The sequence below is a fragment of the Salinibacterium sp. CAN_S4 genome (genome assembly GCF_015752305.1).
GTDB lineage: Bacteria > Actinomycetota > Actinomycetes > Actinomycetales > Microbacteriaceae > Rhodoglobus.
Window position 1 is genome coordinate 297,923 of sequence record NZ_JADOVB010000001.1, and the last position, 18,229, is coordinate 316,151.

20 protein-coding genes are annotated in these 18,229 nt (G+C 64.9%); 12 read left to right on the plus strand and 8 right to left on the minus strand.

The genetic code is table 11. The features are described 5' to 3' along the window. Positions 1–33: 33 nt before the first annotated feature. The gene (locus IWX81_RS01530) at positions 34–255 is read right to left on the minus strand and encodes a hypothetical protein (RefSeq protein ID WP_199279516.1); all 222 of its coding nucleotides are present in this window, start codon (positions 253–255) and stop codon (positions 34–36) included. Here IWX81_RS01530 and IWX81_RS01535 point away from each other — a divergent pair. The 3 genes from IWX81_RS01535 (at position 254) to IWX81_RS01545 (ending at position 3,982) form a co-directional block, all read left to right on the plus strand. Beyond that, a complete protein-coding gene (locus IWX81_RS01535) occupies positions 254–2,485 on the plus strand; it encodes a HelD family protein (protein WP_199279517.1) in 2,232 nt (743 codons plus the stop codon). The genes IWX81_RS01530 and IWX81_RS01535 overlap by 2 nt on opposite strands. 218 nt (positions 2,486–2,703) lie before the next feature. Next, the gene (locus IWX81_RS01540; RefSeq protein WP_199279518.1) at positions 2,704–3,498 is read left to right on the plus strand and encodes a nuclease-related domain-containing protein; all 795 of its coding nucleotides are present in this window, start codon (positions 2,704–2,706) and stop codon (positions 3,496–3,498) included. A 76-nt stretch (positions 3,499–3,574) separates the two neighbouring features. Then, the gene (locus tag IWX81_RS01545) at positions 3,575–3,982 is read left to right on the plus strand and encodes a VanZ family protein (protein ID WP_334592620.1); all 408 of its coding nucleotides are present in this window, start codon (positions 3,575–3,577) and stop codon (positions 3,980–3,982) included. 28 nt (positions 3,983–4,010) lie between these two features. Here IWX81_RS01545 and IWX81_RS01550 read toward each other — a convergent pair whose 3' ends face one another. Next, positions 4,011–5,192: a MarP family serine protease gene (locus IWX81_RS01550; protein WP_199279519.1), complete on the minus strand. Its 1,182-nt coding sequence runs from the start codon at positions 5,190–5,192 to the stop codon at positions 4,011–4,013. A 136-nt stretch (positions 5,193–5,328) separates the two neighbouring features. On the opposite strand from IWX81_RS01550, the gene IWX81_RS01555 reads away from it, so the two are divergent. Further along, positions 5,329–6,234 carry an aldo/keto reductase gene (locus IWX81_RS01555; protein ID WP_199279520.1) on the plus strand — a complete coding sequence of 302 codons (906 nt, stop codon included), beginning with the start codon at positions 5,329–5,331 and terminating at the stop codon, positions 6,232–6,234. On the opposite strand, the gene IWX81_RS01560 is transcribed toward IWX81_RS01555, so the two are convergent. After that, the gene (locus IWX81_RS01560) at positions 6,231–7,040 is read right to left on the minus strand and encodes a lysophospholipid acyltransferase family protein (protein ID WP_199279521.1); all 810 of its coding nucleotides are present in this window, start codon (positions 7,038–7,040) and stop codon (positions 6,231–6,233) included. The genes IWX81_RS01555 and IWX81_RS01560 overlap by 4 nt on opposite strands. 447 nt (positions 7,041–7,487) lie before the next feature. Continuing rightward, positions 7,488–7,910 (minus strand): pyridoxamine 5'-phosphate oxidase family protein, encoded by a 423-nt coding sequence (locus IWX81_RS01565; RefSeq protein ID WP_334592625.1) that lies wholly within the window; start codon positions 7,908–7,910, stop codon positions 7,488–7,490. A gap of 418 nt (positions 7,911–8,328) precedes the next feature. Between IWX81_RS01565 and rpsO the strand changes: the two genes are divergently transcribed. Continuing rightward, on the plus strand, positions 8,329–8,598 hold the full coding sequence (rpsO, locus tag IWX81_RS01570; protein ID WP_199279522.1) for a 30S ribosomal protein S15: 270 nt from the start codon (positions 8,329–8,331) through the stop codon (positions 8,596–8,598). 118 nt (positions 8,599–8,716) lie between these two features. On the opposite strand, the gene IWX81_RS01575 is transcribed toward rpsO, so the two are convergent. Then, positions 8,717–9,286 carry an HdeD family acid-resistance protein gene (locus tag IWX81_RS01575; protein WP_199279523.1) on the minus strand — a complete coding sequence of 190 codons (570 nt, stop codon included), beginning with the start codon at positions 9,284–9,286 and terminating at the stop codon, positions 8,717–8,719. Between the two features lie 112 nt (positions 9,287–9,398). On the opposite strand from IWX81_RS01575, the gene IWX81_RS01580 reads away from it, so the two are divergent. Both IWX81_RS01580 and IWX81_RS01585 read left to right on the plus strand, forming a co-directional pair. Continuing rightward, the gene (locus IWX81_RS01580) at positions 9,399–9,800 is read left to right on the plus strand and encodes a PPOX class F420-dependent oxidoreductase (RefSeq protein WP_199279524.1); all 402 of its coding nucleotides are present in this window, start codon (positions 9,399–9,401) and stop codon (positions 9,798–9,800) included. Positions 9,801–9,809: 9 nt separating this feature from the next. Beyond that, positions 9,810–10,730 carry an NADP-dependent oxidoreductase gene (locus tag IWX81_RS01585; RefSeq protein WP_199279525.1) on the plus strand — a complete coding sequence of 307 codons (921 nt, stop codon included), beginning with the start codon at positions 9,810–9,812 and terminating at the stop codon, positions 10,728–10,730. Here the strand turns inward: IWX81_RS01585 and IWX81_RS01590 are convergent. Continuing rightward, entirely contained in the window at positions 10,720–11,079 is a 360-nt protein-coding gene (locus IWX81_RS01590; protein ID WP_199279526.1) for a hypothetical protein, read from the minus strand. The two genes, IWX81_RS01585 and IWX81_RS01590, sit on opposite strands and share 11 nt — an antisense overlap. Positions 11,080–11,208: 129 nt before the next feature. On the opposite strand from IWX81_RS01590, the gene IWX81_RS01595 reads away from it, so the two are divergent. From IWX81_RS01595 to IWX81_RS01615, 5 genes are read left to right on the plus strand one after another with little or no spacing between them, the layout of a single operon-like run. Further along, a complete protein-coding gene (locus IWX81_RS01595) occupies positions 11,209–12,030 on the plus strand; it encodes a DUF4397 domain-containing protein (protein WP_334592631.1) in 822 nt (273 codons plus the stop codon). A 38-nt stretch (positions 12,031–12,068) separates the two neighbouring features. After that, positions 12,069–12,683 (plus strand): class F sortase, encoded by a 615-nt coding sequence (locus IWX81_RS01600; RefSeq protein WP_199279527.1) that lies wholly within the window; start codon positions 12,069–12,071, stop codon positions 12,681–12,683. A gap of 34 nt (positions 12,684–12,717) precedes the next feature. Then, positions 12,718–13,284 carry a sigma-70 family RNA polymerase sigma factor gene (locus IWX81_RS01605; RefSeq protein WP_199280386.1) on the plus strand — a complete coding sequence of 189 codons (567 nt, stop codon included), beginning with the start codon at positions 12,718–12,720 and terminating at the stop codon, positions 13,282–13,284. Next, positions 13,265–13,963 (plus strand): anti-sigma factor, encoded by a 699-nt coding sequence (locus IWX81_RS01610; protein WP_199279528.1) that lies wholly within the window; start codon positions 13,265–13,267, stop codon positions 13,961–13,963. Before IWX81_RS01605 ends, IWX81_RS01610 begins: the two co-directional genes overlap by 20 nt. Positions 13,964–13,994: 31 nt before the next feature. Further along, complete coding sequence (locus IWX81_RS01615; RefSeq protein ID WP_199279529.1) at positions 13,995–14,396, plus strand: hypothetical protein; 402 nt, start codon at positions 13,995–13,997, stop codon at positions 14,394–14,396. 1,400 nt (positions 14,397–15,796) lie between these two features. Here the strand turns inward: IWX81_RS01615 and IWX81_RS01620 are convergent. Both IWX81_RS01620 and IWX81_RS01625 read right to left on the minus strand, forming a co-directional pair. Beyond that, positions 15,797–16,486, minus strand: a complete 690-nt coding sequence (locus IWX81_RS01620) for a response regulator (protein WP_199279530.1) — start codon at positions 16,484–16,486, stop codon at positions 15,797–15,799. Then, positions 16,483–18,069, minus strand: a complete 1,587-nt coding sequence (locus IWX81_RS01625) for a sensor histidine kinase (RefSeq protein WP_199279531.1) — start codon at positions 18,067–18,069, stop codon at positions 16,483–16,485. The genes IWX81_RS01620 and IWX81_RS01625 overlap by 4 nt, the downstream gene beginning before the upstream one ends. Positions 18,070–18,229: the final 160 nt, after the last annotated feature.

Consider the following 18,229-nt stretch of genomic DNA (forward strand, 5'->3'; position numbering starts at 1 on the left):
CCGTTAGAGACTCCGCCGTTAAAAACTCGGCCGTTAAAGACTCATCGCCCAGCGGTGCGGCATTGCCTGCGACTCAGACTGGGCGACGAGTTGATCTGTAAACAGCGTGGCACTGTCATCGGCATTGCGCAAGACTTCGGGCGAATCTGTCGTCAGACGGTGATCGTCGCGGCCCGTAGAATGGACTGCTGCATTTCGTGCCAGTAACGCCGTGGGCTGGCACTGATCAAGCGGCACCGGAAGGGATTGTTCCATGCCGTCAGGCGAGCTCGAGAGCGAACGCGAGTACGTGGATACGCTGTACGCCCGACTCGACGTACTCAGGGACGAGGCGCAGTCGCAACTCGAAGCCGTGCGCCGCAGCAATCCGGGTGGCACCCACCAGAACCGGTCGGAGCGGGATGCGTTCGCTCGAATCTACGAGGATCGCATCAGCCAGCTCCGCCAGATCGACGAGCGGCTCGCGTTCGGGCGTCTCGAACTGGACGCGGTCGACGGGGAGGCTCCCGTGCACCGCTACATCGGCCGGATAGGACTCCGCGACCAGGATCTCGCCCCGCTGCTTCTCGACTGGCGCGTGCCGCAGGCCAGGGCGTTCTACCAGGCCACCGCAGCGACTCCGCTCGGAGCACGGGCACGTCGCCACCTGCAGAGCCAGGGCCGCGAGATTGTCAGGATCAACGATGAGATCTTCGACCAGGAGCTGCTCACGGGAGACGTCAGCAACCTGCAGGGTGAGGCGGCACTGCTCGCCACCCTGACGGCGCAACGCACGGGCCGCATGGGCGATATCGTCGCGACCATCCAGGCTGAACAGGATGCGATCATCCGGTCCGAGCTGCGCGGCACCCTCGTCGTGCAGGGCGGCCCCGGCACCGGCAAGACAGCGGTTGCCCTGCATCGAGCCGCCTATCTGCTGTATTCGCATCGGGAGCGGCTCGCGTCATCCGGCGTGCTGATCGTCGGGCCCAGCCGTTCGTTCCTGCAGTACATCGAGGCAGTGCTGCCGTCGCTGGGTGAGACCGGGGTGGTGCTCTCGAGCGTCGGCCAGTTGTTTCCCGGGGTCGACACATCGGTGGATGACGCGGCAGACGTCGCCGCTCTCAAAGGCTCGATGCAGATGGCCGCGCTCATCTCCCGCGCGGTGCGCTCGCGGCAGGTCGTTCCGACCGAGTCGACGGTGCTCGACATCAACGGCGAATTCCTTACTGTGCCGGCGAGCGTCATCCACAACGCCATGCAGAAGGCCTGGGACTCGAAGAAAGCGCACAACCTCGCGAGGGTGAGCTTCAACAAGGCCGCCCTGTCGACGCTTGCCCGGATGCTCGCCGAGCAGCTTCGGTCGCACGGCAACACGATCGAGGAGAGCGACCAGTCGTGGTTACGGGAAGACATCCGCACCTCGCACGACGTGAAGGTCGCGCTCAATACCGCATGGATGCCGCTGTCGCCGAAGAAGCTGCTGCAGGATCTCTATGCGCGCCCGCAGTGGCTCGCGACGCTCACGCCGCAGTGGACCACGGAGCAGAGGGCGCTGCTGGCGAGGGACAGGGACGCGCCGTTCACGGTCAGTGATGTGCCGCTGCTGGATGAGGCCGCCGAACTGCTCGGCGAGGTCGATGTCAGCGCCGACGTCGACAAGCGCGAACGGAAACAACAACGCAAGCGTGACATCGAGAATGCGCAAGCTGCCATCCAGAACATGCAGGTGGAAGGGCTCGTCAACGCTGAGACCCTGGCCGAGGGATTCGAGGCGTCGGTGGAGCGGGGAACGACGGCGGAGATTGCGGCGTCCGACCGCACCTGGGCGTACGGCCATGTCGTCGTCGATGAGGCACAGGAGTTGTCGCCCATGCAGTGGCGACTCCTGATGCGACGCAACCCGCTGAAGTCGTTCACCATCGTGGGCGATATCGCCCAGGCCTCCGCCGCGGCCGGGGCCACCAGCTGGGCCGGGGCGTTGCAGTCTCATGTCGGAGACAACTGGCGCCTGGAAGAGCTCACCGTCAACTACCGCACGCCTGCGCAAATATCGGTCGTGGCCGAATCCATGGCGGTGGCGCACGGCGTGAACATCACCCGCTCGCGAGCCGTACGGGAGAGCGAATGGCCGGTCGCTGTGGTGCGCGCGGGGCGATTGGCTGAGTCCGTGGTCGACACTATCGACTCGGATCGTCGGGTGGACAGCAGGGGGACGATGGCGGTCATCGTCAGCGACAGCCTTGTGCCGTCGATCTGGCCGAGCATCGAGGAACGTTTCGGGGTCGAGGTCGGCAGGGGTGCAGCCGGTCTCAGTCGCGCCATCGCCGTCCTGACGCCCCAGGAATCGAAGGGGCTCGAGTTCGACTCCGTCGTGGTCGTCGAACCTCAGCGCATCGTCGACGAGATCAGCAGGGGCGCGGCCGCCCTCTACGTCGCCATGACGAGATCGACACAGCGACTGCACATCGTCACCACGGGCGCGCTGCCCGCCGGGATCGAATAGCGGCCACGCAACTCTCGTGCCGGGGCTACCCCCACTTGGGTGTGACCCCCTGTGGGGGATTGCCGGGTTCGGATCGGCTGGGCAGTATTGCACTACGAACAAACCTCGGGGGAGGGAAGTTCGTCGGATGCGATTCATCGCTACGAGTGGGGCCGGAGGCGGGGGAGTCTCCGGCCCAACGTCGTTAACGACGTGAACAGGACATGGTGGAGGTACAGATGGCGCCCAATCGCATTCTTCGCGAGAGGGTTGCCGGCCAGTCCGCCATGTTCCAGGTCGTCTCAGCCCAACACCAGGCTCAGCCGCAATCCGGCATCGGTCATTTCTTCGGTATCAGCCCGCTGACCGTAGAGGCCCGGGGCTGGTACAGGGGAGCCCTCGGCGAATTGCTCGTCGGCGATGTGCTCGAGAATCTGGGCCAGCGCTGGGATGTGCTCCACGATCTTCCGCTCGAGCACAACTCGCTCGATCACCTGCTCATCGGCCCTGCCGGGGTATTCACCGTCCGCACGGCGAACGTCGACGGCATGGACGTCGTGGTCGACGATGACGCGCTGGTCGTCGTCGGTGAAACCCGCCACGACATCCTGCTGGCCCGAATGGAGGCCGTCGAGGTATCGCAGATTCTGAGCGCTGCCGCAGGACGGTCGATCAGCGTCCAGCCGTTGCTCGTCGTGGTGGGATCCAAGCGACTGATCGTCCGGACCGAGGTCGCTGACGTCAGGATCATCACCTCCTCGGATCTCGAGCGAGCCCTGTGTGCCCTGCCGGGGATCATGAGCGGCGACGAGGTCGCGGCGATCTCCGATGTGGCGGACCTGGATGCCACCTGGCCGATCGCTGGCGCCACGATCCTGGACACCCAGAAACTCCATCGTGACTTCAGCATCATCCGCGCCACCGCGAGCACGGCGCTCGTGCGACGGATCGTCTGGGCCACCGCCGCAACCACGGTGGTCTACATCTCCGTGTGCAGTGTCATAGCCACGCTCGTCTCCATCATGATGGAATAACGCGTTCATGCAGGTGTCCCACGGCTGGATAGGGCACGATGGGGCGATGTTCTCGCGTCACCCGATTGTGAGCGCAATGACCCTGGCGTATCTGGCGGTCGTGGCGTGGCTCACGCTGACGCCGTCGTCGACAGGGCTGGAGTCCGGCATGCTGGACAGGCTCGCGGCGTTCCTCGCACGCTTTCCCGAAACCTCCTGGTTCACATTCCTGCGCCTCGAGTTCATCGCCAACGTGGCGATGTTCGTGCCGTTCGGTGTGTTCTTCGTGCTGCTCTTCGGCCGCAGACAGTGGTGGCTCGCCATCATCGTCGGGATGGTGATGACCCTCGCGATCGAGGGCGTCCAGCAGATCATCCCCGGCCGGGTGCCCGATGTTCGTGATCTTGTTGCCAACTCCGTGGGGACAACCGTGGGTGTGCTGCTCGCCCTTGCTCTGACCGCGACCCGGGCGAGGCGGGACAGCCGAAAACGGGTGTCGGCGTAGGCGTGAGCCAGTCCCGGCGACGGGAAGGCTATCCGGTGACGCAGTTGCTGCTCGACACGTCTGCCGCCAGGTCGGCAGCCTGGGAGGCAACCGGATCCAGTTCGGTCATCGTCATCGCGTAGCCGACCTGGTCGTTGTCCGAGCTGCGGGCGAAGACCACTCCGGCGACCCGGCCGTCGAGAGTCAGCAGTGGGCCGCCTGAATTTCCTTCCCGGACGGCAGCAGCGAGCGTGTAGACCTCACGCGGAGCCGAGCTTTCTCCGTAGATGTCCTCGACATTCGAGGTCGTCACGGCAATCACCCCTGCGGCACCCGACATGAACGGTCCGCCGAACGGGTAGCCCTCGAACGCCGCATTCGCTCCCGCTGTGAGGCTGGTGCTGATGGGTAGTGCCGGAGCGGCGAGACCGGGAGCCGCTATCACGGCGAGGTCGTCGATCGGGTCGAAGTACACGATCGACCCCGTGATGACCTCGCCGGCCAGGGTCTCGATCACCGGCTCGCTGACGCCGGCGACGACATGGGCATTGGTGACGATGCGGTCATCCGAGACGACGAATCCGGTGCCGGATTGGGACTGCCCGCACGCGAAAGCATTTCCCGTGATCCGCACGACGGATTGCGCCGCAGCATTCAATGCTTCGCTCCCCGTGTCGATCCGGGGGATGTCGGCGGGAGGGCCTCCGAGCGCACCGGTGATCGTCGGAATGCCCTGGCTCAGCACAGCTCCGCGAACCTGGGCGAGGAACCCCTGCACGGGCGCCGGAGTGAATGTCGTGATGGCGCTCAGGATCGTCGACCCGGAGATGGCGCGCGACAGGGCGGGGACGCCGAGCTGGCCGGCGCTGAAGGCGACGACGGATGCCACGAGGGCGGCGACGATTCCGGTCACCAGGGCGCCGAGCATCCTGTCGAAGCCACCCAGGGGGCTCCTCGCGACGCCTCGCCTGACGCGTCGACCGATGGCGCTTCCGAGCGCGTGCCCGATGGCCACCAGGAGCACAGCGACGAAGATAGTGACCCCGGGTCGCAGGAACGGTACCGGTACCCAGGCCGCTGCCATCGGTGCCACGAAGAACGCAGCGATCGCGCCGGCCACGACTCCGGCGATCACGAAGAGGCTTCGAGACAGTCCGTGTCGAAATCCGTACACGATGTACACGATCAATACCGCGCCGAGCACTATATCGAGTGCGAGAGGTTCAGTCATCGCTGGCATCGCACGTCGGGCATGTACATGACCATAACTTGTGACGCTGGATGGTCGCCCTCGGCACCATCGCGTGCCCACCCGTTCCGCGTGGGCATCCGGGAATTCTCCGGGGACGGCCCGACTTGGGCCCAGTATGACTTCACTGGATTTCGGACCCCTCGTTCTCGGCGGCAATACCTTCGGCTGGACCTCGGATGCAACGGAGAGCTTTGCGGTTCTCGACGCATTCGTGGAGGCTGGCGGGCGATCCATCGATACCGCGGATGTCTATTCGGCGTGGGTTCCGGGTAACTCGGGCGGGGACTCGGAAAAGATCATCGGGCGTTGGCTGGCCGCCCGCGGCACGCGAGACGACGTCGTGATCGCCACGAAGGTGTTCGCGCTCGAGGCCCGGCCCGGCCTCTCTGCCGCGAACATCCGCGCCGCGGTCGACGAGTCCCTCACGCGCCTTCAGACCGACTATCTCGACCTCTACTACGCGCACCGCGACGACGAAACTGTCGCGCAGGAGGAGTATGTCGCGGCGTTCGGCGCACTCGTCGCTGAGGGAAAAGTGCGGGAGGTCGGGGCATCCAATTTCTCTGCCGATCGGCTGCGCAGTGCCGTCGAGATTGCCGCGCGGTCGTCGGTGGCGCCCTTCACGGTCGCACAGGATAAGTACAGCCTTGTGGAGCGCGAGATCGAAGGATCCCTCCAGCCGACGCTCGTCGAACTCGGTATCGTCGAGCTTCCGTACTCTTCGCTCGCGAGCGGATTCCTCACAGGGAAGTACCGGCCTGGCATTCCTGTCGATTCCGCGCGGGCTGGTTCAGCCGGCGCCTACCTCGACCAGCCGCGCAACGTCGAGCTGCTGCAGACGCTCGACGACATCGCGGCCACGCACGGCACCAGCGTCACCGCTGTCTCGCTGGCCTGGCTGCGACAGCAGGCTGCGGTCGGTGCTCCCATCGCGAGCGCTCGAACCGTCGAGCAGGTCGCGCCCCTCGTCGAAAGCTTCGGGCTCGAGCTGACGGCCGAAGAGCTCGGCAGATTGGCCTAACCCTCGAGCTTGCGTCGGCGGGTGCGTTCGGCTTCTGCCTCGGCCGCAGCCTCAGGGGTCGGTGCCGTGCCGCCCCGGTTCTGCGGATGCCACCACTGCCCCGCGCCGTCGACGGGATAGTCCTCCTGCTCCTGGTCGACCATCTCCTGCAGCTTCTCGCGCAGATCCGTCGTCGCCCTGACGACGTCATCCTCGGAGTGGACGACGATGGGGGAGCCGAACGTGAAGCTGATCGGCACGCCGAAACGCTCGAAGAACCGTGTCTTATGACCCTTGGTCATCAGCCGCTGCCCGCCCCACACCGAAACCGGGATCAGGGGCACTCCAGCTTCGGCGGCGAGTCTGGCTGCACCTGTTTTGAGCTCCCTGACGGTCATGGATGCACTCACTCCGGCCTCGGGAAACACTCCGATGAGCTCGCCGCGCCTGAGCGCCGCAACCGCGTCCGCGTAGGCCGCGGCTCCAGCCTGCCGGTTGACGGAGATGTGTTTCATCGCCCGGAGCAGCACACCGACCATGGGCTTGTCGAAGGCTTCCTTCTTGGCCATGAACCTGATGCGTCGGCGATTGTGCAGGAAGGTCATCCATTCGACGAGGGCGAACTCGAAGTACCCGAAGTGGGTCATGGCGATGACCCCGCCGCCGTGGTCGGGAATGTTGTGTGCACCGACGACGGTGGGCTTGAGTCTCCAGAATCCGAACAGCGCACGACCGACGGCGACAGCACCGCTGTAGACGGGTTCGAAGCCCAAGGCCGTGTGATCCCTCTTCCGCTTGAGGGCGGCCGTCTTCGGTGGCGTCGTCATAATCCCAGAGTAGATGCAGAGCGTGTGGCGATCCCGATAATCAGCCCCATATAGCGCGTGCGAGCGCCATCGTGTAGCGTTCCCGCCTTGTGCCCCTATCTGGGGACTATCAGGCGCGAATCCGGCGCCGATAGTGTCTCTCTTGTCGAGATCGGGGGATCGATGACAAATGGACTGGCTCGGGGGAGCCACGACGCGACGAGTAGTGCCGGGCCGTCTCTGCAAACGCGGGGCCCGGCCTACTCCGTCCGCACGATCCTCGTCTTTCTTCCCGCTCGCCATGGGCGCGCCCTGGTTCGCCAACTCTGATTCTGCTGACACCCGACCCTGAACACCGGGGCCGACGCCACTATCGATGTCACCCCTGTCATCGCGGTCGTCGGCTCCGGGTCACACCTCCGGCTCGGCAGCGCGCACGAATCCGTCCCGACCCGCGGGCGCGAAGAGCTATACGTCGTACCGCTCGGGCTCCGGTCCCCGTCGAAACGATCGGCCGCTCAGGGAGGTGGGAGTGACTCGAACATACGTGTACTTGAGCGTCGGGATCCACGGAGTCAAAGGCAGTGTGTCTGCTCGGTCGATCTCGGCCTGACGATCGAGTCGTGCCGCCCGTCCTTTCACCACCACACTCCACGCCGTGGTCTCATCGAAGCCGTCGATCTCGAATGCCACGGCGGCATTCACCGTCAGCTCGACCAGCTTGGTGCCGGCTGCCGTCCTGAACAGGATGCTGCTCTCATCCACGATGTAATTCACCGGAAAGATGTCGAGCTCACCGGCGGCAGCGACCGCGAGCCGTCCCATCGGTGTCCTGTCCAGCAGTGCCCACATCTCCTGGTCATTGAGGGGGATGATCTGCGCCTCGTCCACGATTCTCCTTCCGTGCCAGCCCCGTTGCTGGCACCCCCAGTACACGCCGGGGGAACTGGCGGCGACAGGGCCGAAAGGCCCACGTCGAGCATCCGGTCCGACGCTTCAACGGAGGCGCGACGGGGGCTCAGCCGATTCTCGACGCGTCCTGAGCCGTTCCAAACTCCACTTTTCACGATCCTGCGTCGTAGTGCGGTAACAAGTGGAGTTTCGGAGGGGTGTGCGAACCGGCCGCCGGGCACACCGCACACTGAGCTCCCGTGGAGTAGCAGATCCTGCACCCACGAACGGCCCGAAACACTGCACCCCACCCTTCCCTCTGCTAAAGTAAGGAGGTTGCCGTCTAACGGCCGCGGATAAACAGAGCTCCTTCATTCCGAAGAGGGCGCCGCGCAACGAGGAGAAAGGGGATCACCTTATGGCTTTAGAAGCCAGTGTCAAGAAGGCGATCATCGACGAGTACGCTACCCACCCAGGTGACACGGGTTCCCCCGAGGTCCAGGTTGCGATGATGACTCGTCGCATCAAGGATCTGACGGAGCACCTCAAGGAGCACAAGCACGACCACCACTCACGTCGTGGGCTGCTGCTGCTCGTTGGCCAGCGTCGTCGCCTGCTGGGCTACCTCCAGGACATCGACATCACGCGTTACCGCGCGCTGATCGAGCGTCTCGGACTGCGCCGCTAATTCCCATGCGCACGGCCGCCAGATCGCTTCGCGATCCGACGGAACCGGCAATCGTGGGCCTGATCGCGTCGAATTGGCGAACGGGCCGTCACCTCTTAGGTGGCGGCCCGTTTTCACGTTAAGCCGGGTTCTCCGACCTGCGGGGGAGAGCCAGCAGGGTGGTCGTGCTGACCACGATGAGCAGGATGCCGCCAATCGACACGAGCGCGAGCACGCCGGCTGCCGGCAGCACGAACATCGCCACTCCGGCCGCGATGGACACGATGCCGCTCACCCACCCGAACCACCGGGGATGGATCGTTCCGCGCACTCCACCGGCCAGGTCGACGATGCCTTCGAGGATCCAGCCGGCGCCGATGACGACGGCGAGCACCACGAGGGACTGGAACGGGTTGGACAGGCAAATGACGCCCGCGACCATGATGAGCAGTCCCAGCAGTCCAGACAGCCATCGCATTCCGGTACCGAGGCCCTCCGCGACGAATGCTGCCGTGATGCGGAACAGGCCAGAGGCGATCAGGTAGATCCCGAACAGGATCGCCACGGTGAGCAGTGACGCGCCGGGGAACAGTATCGCGACGATTCCGAGCACGAGCCCGATGACCGCCACGGCGACGAGCTGCCCGCGATGCACCCTGAGCAATCCGGGGAGTACGGAGGCAGGGGCGGTGGTGTCTGGATTGGTCATGGGTGTCCTCACGGTTGCGACGCGAATCAGGCTGCTGCTCCATCTTCGCAGTTGTGGTGTTCATCGGGCGGGGGCTTGCTTTACATCCGCCCGGACTCGTTAGGGTCGCATCATGACCTCATCCTCAGAACTCCTTGCTCTCGGCGAGGAGCACTTCGTCTCGCTGACCACCTTCCGCAGGTCCGGCGTCGCGGTCTCGACGCCGGTCTGGATCGCTCGCGATGGCGACTCCCTCGTCGTCACCACACCGGCCAGCAGCGGCAAGGTCAAGCGACTCCGAAATAGTTCCCGGGTCCAGCTCCAGCCCTGCGGTCGTATGGGCAAGGTGGTCGAAGGAACGCATCCGATCGAGGCAAGCGCAAGGATTGCGGATGACCCCGCCACTGTCGAGCGGCTGGGCTCGGTGTTCCGTGCCAAGTTCAGGCTCGAGTACCGTATCTTCATGTTCATCGAGCGCCGCGCGAAGGATGGCCAGAAGCAACGCGTGATGCTGACGATCAACGACGACGCGTAGCCTTGGACCATGAGTCGTCGAGTCGAGTACAGCCAGTTCGGTGGGCCGGAAGTCCTTCACATCGTGGACGTGTCACCGCCGCATCCGGGGCAGGGTGAGGTGCGCGTCAAGGTGCTGGCCGCGGGGATCAATCCTTTCGACGCGAAGGTTTTTCGGGGCATGCCCACCTCCTCGAAGCAGAAGGTGCAGTTTCCTGTCGGCAACGGTGCCGACTTCGCGGGAGTCATCGACGAGGTCGGAGATGGTGTCTCGGCTTTCGAACTCGGAGACGCCGTCATGGGCGGGCTGGCATTTTCCTCACAGGCCGACTTCGTGATCATCGCTGCCGACAAGCTCATCGCTACCCCGGAGGGCCTGACTGTCGAGCAGGCCGGATCGCTCAACACCGCGGGCCGCACGGCCTGGGCGAGTGTGCGGTCACTGGAGCTGGGTGCGGATGACGTCGTACTCGTCAGCGCCGCCGCGGGGGGCGTGGGTGTTATTGCGGTCCAGCTCGCGAAGCGCACGGGCGCGACAGTAATCGGCTCTGCTTCGGTGTCGAACCATGACTACCTGCGGTCGCTCGGTGTGATTCCGGTGCAGTATGGCGACGGTATGGCCGACGCTGTTCGCACGGCGGCGCCGGAGGGGATCACGGCAGCCCTCGACAACTTCGGTCACGGGTTCGTCGAGACCGCCATGAAGCTCGGCGCTCCGGCGAGCAGGATCAACACGATCGCCGACTACGAAGCTCCGGAGAAATATGGAGTCGGCGCCGTGGGCGCTGCCGGGGCAAGCCTGTCGGATCTGGAAGCGCTCGCCTCCCTGGTGGCGGATGGTTCCGTCGACATGGAGATCGATTCGGTGTTCCCTCTCGAGCGTGCGAGCGAGGCTTACACGCGGCTGCTCAAGGGCCACCTTCGAGGCAAGATAGTTCTCGTCACGCAGTAGCGACCGACACTGCCAGCACAACTGCGCCAACCAGCGCAACGACTCCGACGACCGACGCGATCGCGGCCCACACCCGGCCGAGCCGAAGGTTCCGCGTGAAAGAAAATGTTGCGGTCACAGCGGTGAGGGCCAGGAACACGAAACCGATGATGGCGCACACAGTGAAGAACACGATCGCTATCGCCCGCCCGGAACCGGGTTGCGTCGCGCCGATGCTGACCGCCCAGAGGATGATCACCCACGATCCTGCGATCATCGACAGCACGAATGATGCGATTCCGAGTCCCACTCCTCGACGGATACGGATGGGGGATCGTTCGGCCGCGGTGACGATGATCGGTTCGCTCATGACTCCAGTTTAAGCGCGATGCCCGAGGTAGCTCCGAAAAGTATTTCTGAATTAGTGCATCCAAACGCATGCCTTCGGGAGAACTACTTGATGTCAGGCGAATTCCGTCAGACGACGAGAGGATGAAAAGTGCGAAACAAAATTGTTGCGGGCGCCGCGATCGGTGTCATCGCTGCTGTGGGTGTCGCCATGCCCGCCCAGGCGATCTCACCCACCACCGCCGACCTGTATGTGCTCCACGCCGTTCCCGACCTTCCCGTCGACGTCTACGTCAATGGTGCTCTCACGCTCGACGACTTCCAGCCGGGAGACCTCGCGGGGCCGCTCGATCTGCCAGCGGGAACCTACACCGTTGCCATCACCGCAGCGGATGCCGCGGACGACTCCGCCCCCGCTATCGGCCCGATCGACCTCACCCTGGCGGCAGGCACGAGCTACACGGCAGTGGCTCACCTTGCCGAGGATGGTGCTCCCACGGCGACGCTGTTCACCAACGACCTGACCACGATTCCCGCCGGTGAGGGCAAGCTGACGGTGCGTCACACTGCGGCTGCTCCCGCTGTCGACGTGCTGGCCAATGGCGCCGCGGCGTTCACCAACCTGACGAACCCTAACGAGGTGAAGGCCAACCTCCCGGTCGGAACAATCTCGGCTTCCGTGGCCCTTACAGGGACGACCGAGCCCGTCATCGGCCCGGCCGATGTCGCGATCGCCGAGGGTGTCAACACCATCGTCTACGCCTGGGGCAGTGGCGAAGCTGGCTACGAGCTCGCGATCCAGACCATCGGTGGACTTCACTCGACTCCGGGTGGAGTCGACGCGGGTTCAGCCGGTCTCGCAGCCGATCCTGACTCGGGCATGATCGCCTGGGCGATCGCCGGAATCGTCGCTCTGCTCGCCGCCGCCGGATTCTCGGTTGCACGGGTTCGCTCAGCTCGACAGTCCAACTAATCACATCTGAAACACAGCAGCAGGCACGGGGGAGCATCATGACAGTCCGCATTATTGCGGCCGCCGCCATGGTGCTCCTCCTGGCCGGTTGCTCCGCCGCCCCTGCCGCGAAGCTCGCGCCGACTCCGGCCGCGACGCCCAAGCCGGCTCCGACCGCGGTGGTCGACGTTCCTGTGCAGAGTTCGGAGCTGACCGCTCCGGTGGCCATCGTTCCTCCCGTCCGCATCCAGGTTCCGTCGGTGCAAATCGACATACCCGTGGGACCGGTCGGCGTGGAAGACGACGGGCTCATGGAGATCCCGAAAGACATCCGCACGGCCGGGTGGTACCAGTACGGTCCCGCACCAGAAAGTGTCACGGGATCGACGGTGATCACCGCCCACGTCGACTCGTTCGAGCAGGGACTCGGACCCTTCGCATACCTCAAGGAACTGTCCTCAGGAGCCGAGATCGTCGTGACCGCCGCGGATGGTGCCGACTATCGCTACGTCGTCGAATCTGTGCAGAACGTGGAGAAGACGCAACTCCCCCTTGACCAGGTATTCGACCGGGATGGTGCACCGCGGCTCGTTCTGATTACCTGCGGTGGTCAATTCGACGAGAACGTGCTCAACTACTCCGATAACGTCGTCGTCATCGCGAATCCGGCCTGAGAATGAGGGGGGTGCAGTCGTGACAGCACGAGTGATGACAGCCCTCGACAGCGAGGACGAAGCATCGCTGGCCAGAGCGTTCGTGGCGGGAGACGAGAAGGCACTCGCCACCGTCTATGCCCGGTGGTCCCCCCTCGTCTACACGCTTGCGCTCCGTTCGCTCGGAGATGTGGGAGATGCCGAGGATGTCACGCAGAAAGCCTTCGTCGCAGCGTGGACCTCCCGCTCAGGATTCGATCCCTCGCGATCCCGGCTGCCGTCGTGGCTGGTGGGGATCACGAAGAACAAGATCGCCGATACCCACGATGCGCGCGCGCGCATCAGAAGGCTGCAGCAGGAGCTTGCCGCGACATCATTCCCCGGGGAGCCGATGGCGGAAGAAATCGATTTGGCCGATACGCTTCTGGTCGCAGACGAGATTGCCAGGCTCGAACCGGACGCGCAGCAGGTGATGAGACTTGCGTTTTTCGACGATCTCACACACCTCCAAATAGCCGACCGCCTCGAACTACCCCTGGGAACTGTCAAAAGCCACATCCGACGCAGCCTGCAGAAGATGCGAACCCGATTGGAGGCGACGTATGCGACACCTGGATCCTGACACACTCGCGCTGCTCGCCCTCGGCGAGCACGTCGATTCGCCTGACGACCGGGCGCACATCCAGGCCTGTGACGATTGCAGCGCAGAGCTCGAGAACCTGCAGCACACTGCACTCGTAGCGCGATCGACCCTGTATTCGGGGGATCTCGTCACCCCGCCGGACCGAGTATGGTCGCGCATCACCGATGAACTCTCTCTCAGCACGTCCATCGATTCAGCTCCCGTCGTGGCACTGTCACAGCGCCGAACTCGACGCTGGGTTCCGCCGCTGGCCGCAGCTGCCGCCATGGTGCTGGTACTCGGGGGAGTGGGGGCCGCGTGGATTGGGCTGCAGCCTCGACCGGTCACCGTGCTGGCAAGCGCCGAACTCGATGCCTTCCCGGGGTGGACTGGTTCCACGGGGGAGGCCGTGGTCGAAGAGCAGCCAGACGGTGCGAGGGTGATCGAGTTGTCTCTGGATACTCCCGACGGCGGCGACGGCTATCACGAGGTGTGGCTTATCACGTCAGATGCAACCGAGCTCGTGAGTCTCGGTGTCGTTCACGGTTCGGCCGGGACCTTCACCGTACCCGAGGGACTGGACCTGTCGAAGTACGACCTTGTCGACGTCTCTGCGGAGCCGTTCGACGGCGACCCCAATCATTCCGGCGACTCCATCCTGCGCGGCCAGCTCTCCTAGGCAGTTCGGCCCGACGCGATACGATCCGTTTATGTCTGCTTTCGACCGTAACGACCTCGGCAAAGGTTCGCTCAACCAGTTTCGCGGTGTGCTCGTGCCCATCAACTCACGCGTGCGCATTCGACTTGCGGGCAGCAATCAGTTCCAGCAGGAACTCACTGACATCTCCGAGAGCGGTGAGACGAAGCTCACGACTGCGACAGCCCGCCGGACCCAACAACAGGAAGGTGCCGACACCGAGATCGAGGTGCGACTGTTCACCGGATCCCGGGTCACCGGCCCTGTGGGATTTGTGCCACGGGGGCTCGAATCGGTCATGGATGAGGCCCTGTCGAGACTCGACATCAGCGGCCAGCACCAACGGATTCCGGTCGAGATCATGCGCAAGCGCGGCTTGTTCCGGGTCGAGTTGCTCATCGGCCAGACTCGCTGACCCCGCTCGCCCCTCCCAGAGCCGATGCCGCGAATAGAACGGCGGGGTGGTGCTCCGGCGCGGGTAAACGACGCCAGAGTTCCACGCCACTGCGCCGGCCCGACGGTTGCCCGCCTCGCCTGAGATCCGGTAGCCGGCCGTGTAGCACGACCGGCCACCCGAGTCGACCGACCCCCGCCGGTCTCTCTCGATGGGCGGACGCGATGATGCCGCCGCGAGAATCTCCCCGTGGTGGCAGGCAACGGTGCCCCAGTGTCTTCCTCTGTACAGGTAGTTCGGTCTGGACCACCTTGTGGATTGTCACATGTTTGAGGGACACAGCGAAGCACCTGATCGTGTCCCCCTCAGGGGGGACAAATCGCGTGACAAACGAGACCTGAGGGGATATCGTGTCCGTGTGACGGACCCGCTCGATTTGCCGGCAAACAACCCTCTGGGGTCGTACGACGCTGACTGGTTTCTCGCACAGTTGACCGGTCGGGATCCGGCCGAGGTCAGAGCCTCCGTTGCTGCCGCCCGCCGTGAGGTGGATGTGGTGAATGAGCCTCAGGTTGCCGTCCGACCGGGTCACGAGTCGAAGCCGCACAAGGCGACCGGCACAGTGGCGTTCGCGGCGAAGAGTGCAGCCTCACAGCCCCGTGAACAGAACGACCGCCCGGCACGTCGAGATGTTCCACAACCGTACGTAGCGACGATCGACCCATCAGCGTTCGTCGCGTCTCCCCAGCCCCCAGCCGACCGGCCCGTTAGTCGTTCCCCGGTCGATCCTGTTCGGGCGCTCCAGTTTCGCCCGGGGGTCAGGCGCATGGTTGCCGGAGTCTCGACTCTTGCAATTGCCGCGCTCACGGCCGGGACTCTGGTCGCTGTGGCGTCGGTGCCCAGGATCGGTCAGTCGGGACCACGACCCGGTCCCGTCGCTATTGGCTCGGAATCCGCAGACTCCGAGGGTGGGACAGCGGATCGCCTGGATGGGTTACCAACACTCCCGTTCACCTCGGATCCAACGGCGGTACCCGGCTCGAAAGAATCGCCGCCCGGTGACAGCACACTGCCGGGCGAACGCGAGTCGAGTCGCGCCCCTGCAGCTCCGGGCTCTTCTCCACTTCCGTCTACGGCGCCGGGAGCCGCTCCAACACCGAGACCCACCCCTACTGGCGTCCCGACCCCCACCCCGACTCCAGATCCCACCCCGGATCCGACCCCCACTCCGACTCCGACTCCGACTCCGACGCCCGACCCTGATCCGACCCCGGATCCGACGCCCGACCCTGATCCCACCAGCGAACCGGCCCCACCGCCATTCGTCGAACCGGTCGCCCCCTGATAGGGATTGCTCGACCGATCGGCCCACCGGTTCACGACGTCAGGAGTGCGGATCCGAGCTACGGAAACGCTGCAGACTAGCGGCGCCAGGCATAAGCGACTTCGGGCCGCCCCGGCGAACCGTACCGCTGGCTTCGTGCCGCCAGACCGATATCGCTGAGATGTTCGAGGTAGCGCCGGGCCGTTACTCTCGAGAGTTCGAGCTCTGATCCGAGCTCGGAAGCCGATCGCGGGGTCGTCGCACTGCGCAGTCGCGCTGAGACCGAATCGAGGGTGGTGGCGGTGAGCCCCTTGGGAAGCGATGACGGGCTCGCTGATCGCCGAGACGACAGCAGGTCATCCACCTCCTGCTGCGTAGGTGAGCTGACCGACTGGCCCAGTTGCGCGCGGTATCGCGAGTAGTGCTCGAGCTTCTCGCGGAAGGCCGCGAACCCGAATGGCTTGATGAGGTACTGCATCACTCCCACGGCGAGGGCGGCCTGTACGGATTGGGTCTGGCGCACCGCGGTGATGGCAATGACATCGACGTCGATTCGCGCCGCGCGCAACGATCGGGCGAGGTCGAGCCCGCTCGCATCCGGGAGGGTGAAGTCCAGCAGCACCAGATCGATGGGACTGCCCTGGGCCCGGGCGGTCAGGATCTGTGCCATGGCATCGCGGGCGGTCGCGGCGACTCCTGCCACGACGAAGCCGTCGAGTCGCCCGAGATAGCGCGAGTGGGCTTCCGCTGCGAGCGGCTCATCATCCACCACGAGCACGCTGATCATTCGAGCGCTCCGACCGGCAGGGTCACCATCACCGTCGTCGGCAGGCCGTCGGCGAACTCCACAATGCCGCCGTGCTCCACGACGATTCTGCGCACCACGGCCAGACCGACGCCGTGCGCGCTGCCATCGGGAGCCTTCGTCGTCGTACCGAGAGCAAAGACGTCGTCGACCACGACGCCCTGGCCGCTGTCGACGACGCTCAGGATGACCCCGCCTCCGTCCCGGCGCAGGTGCACTGCCACGCTCCTCGGTTTCGCCGTGCCGCGCACAGCGTCGAGTGCGTTATCGATCAGGTTTCCCACCACCGAAATGGTCTCGCTGGAGCCGAGGGGCAGCTCGGTGCCGTGCTCGAGCCTGATCGTGAAATCGACGCCGCGCTCGCTCGCTGTCGCGGACTTTCCGAGCAGGAGGGCGGCCAGCACCGGATCGACGTCGCTGTCGAGCACGGCATCCGCCAGCCCCTGGCTCGTGCGCGTGGTGTCGGCTACCAGCGTCGCCACCTCCTCGGCGCGGCCCATCTCGAGCAGCGAGACGATCGTGTGGAGGGTGTTGGCGTGTTCGTGCGCCTGTGATCGCAGCGCCTCGCTCATGGTGCGCACCGACTCCAGCTCACCGACCAGCGATTGCAGTTCGCTCTGGTCCCGCAGGGTCATGACCGCTCCGACCGGGGTCGACTCACCGCCGCTCGGTGAGGCGGCGGGCTCCTGGTTCACGAGCAGCACCCGCCCGCCGGCGACGTGGGTTTCCTCGACGACACGCCGCCCAGACCCCAGGAGCGTTGCAACATCCTGATCGATTCCGAGATTCTCGGCGATGGTCGGTGCTGCTGTTCTCGGGGCGGGTTGAATCCCGAGCAGGTCGGCTGCTTCGTCGTTGTAGAGCACCACTCGCCGTTGTGGATCGGTGATGACCACTCCTTCCCGCACGGAGTGGAGCACTGATTCGTAGAACTGCACCATGCGACCCATCTGCGCCGGTGCCATATCGCCGGTGACCCTGCGTAATGAGCGCCTGGTGATCGCGGCAGCAAGCGCTCCGACGATGACGACCACCATCGCGATACCGATGACGAAGGGGATTCTCGGGATCATCGCGGAGACGACGTTGGCGGTCGTGACACCCGCGGACACGATGCCCACCACCTTCCCGTCAACGATGACCGGCACAACGGCCCGCACCGACGGCCCCAGAGTGCCGGTGTAGGTCTCGGTGATGGTGCGGCCTGCCCTGGCGTCGGTGATCGTGCCGAGAAAGGTCTTTCCGATCTGGGATGCATCGGGATGGGTGAATCGTGTCCCTTCCGGATCCATGATCGTCACGAAGTCGACCCTGGCTGAAGCGATGGTCGCCAGGGCGTACGGCTGCAGCAACGAGCTCGGATCGTCGGCTGCCAGCGCCTCGGTCACGGCGGGATCGGTTGCGATGGTCCGGGAGACCGCGAGGCTCGTCAGCGCTGCATCGTCATCGACAGAGCGGCGGGCGTCGAAGGCCAGCACGAGCAGCAGGATGGCACCGATCACGAGCACGGCGAGCACCTGCACGCCGAACACCCGACCGGCAACACTCCAGGTCCGACTCTGCACCTTCACCCGCTTCCCGCCCACCAGTATGACTCGCGTGGGCGGGCGGTTCTCCGAACAGTATGAACATAAGTTCCGCCCGACGCTGGCAGAGCGCACTCTGGGGCCAATCAGAAGTTCTCGAGGGCCGGACACGATGGAGTTCCGGTCGGAAATGGAATGA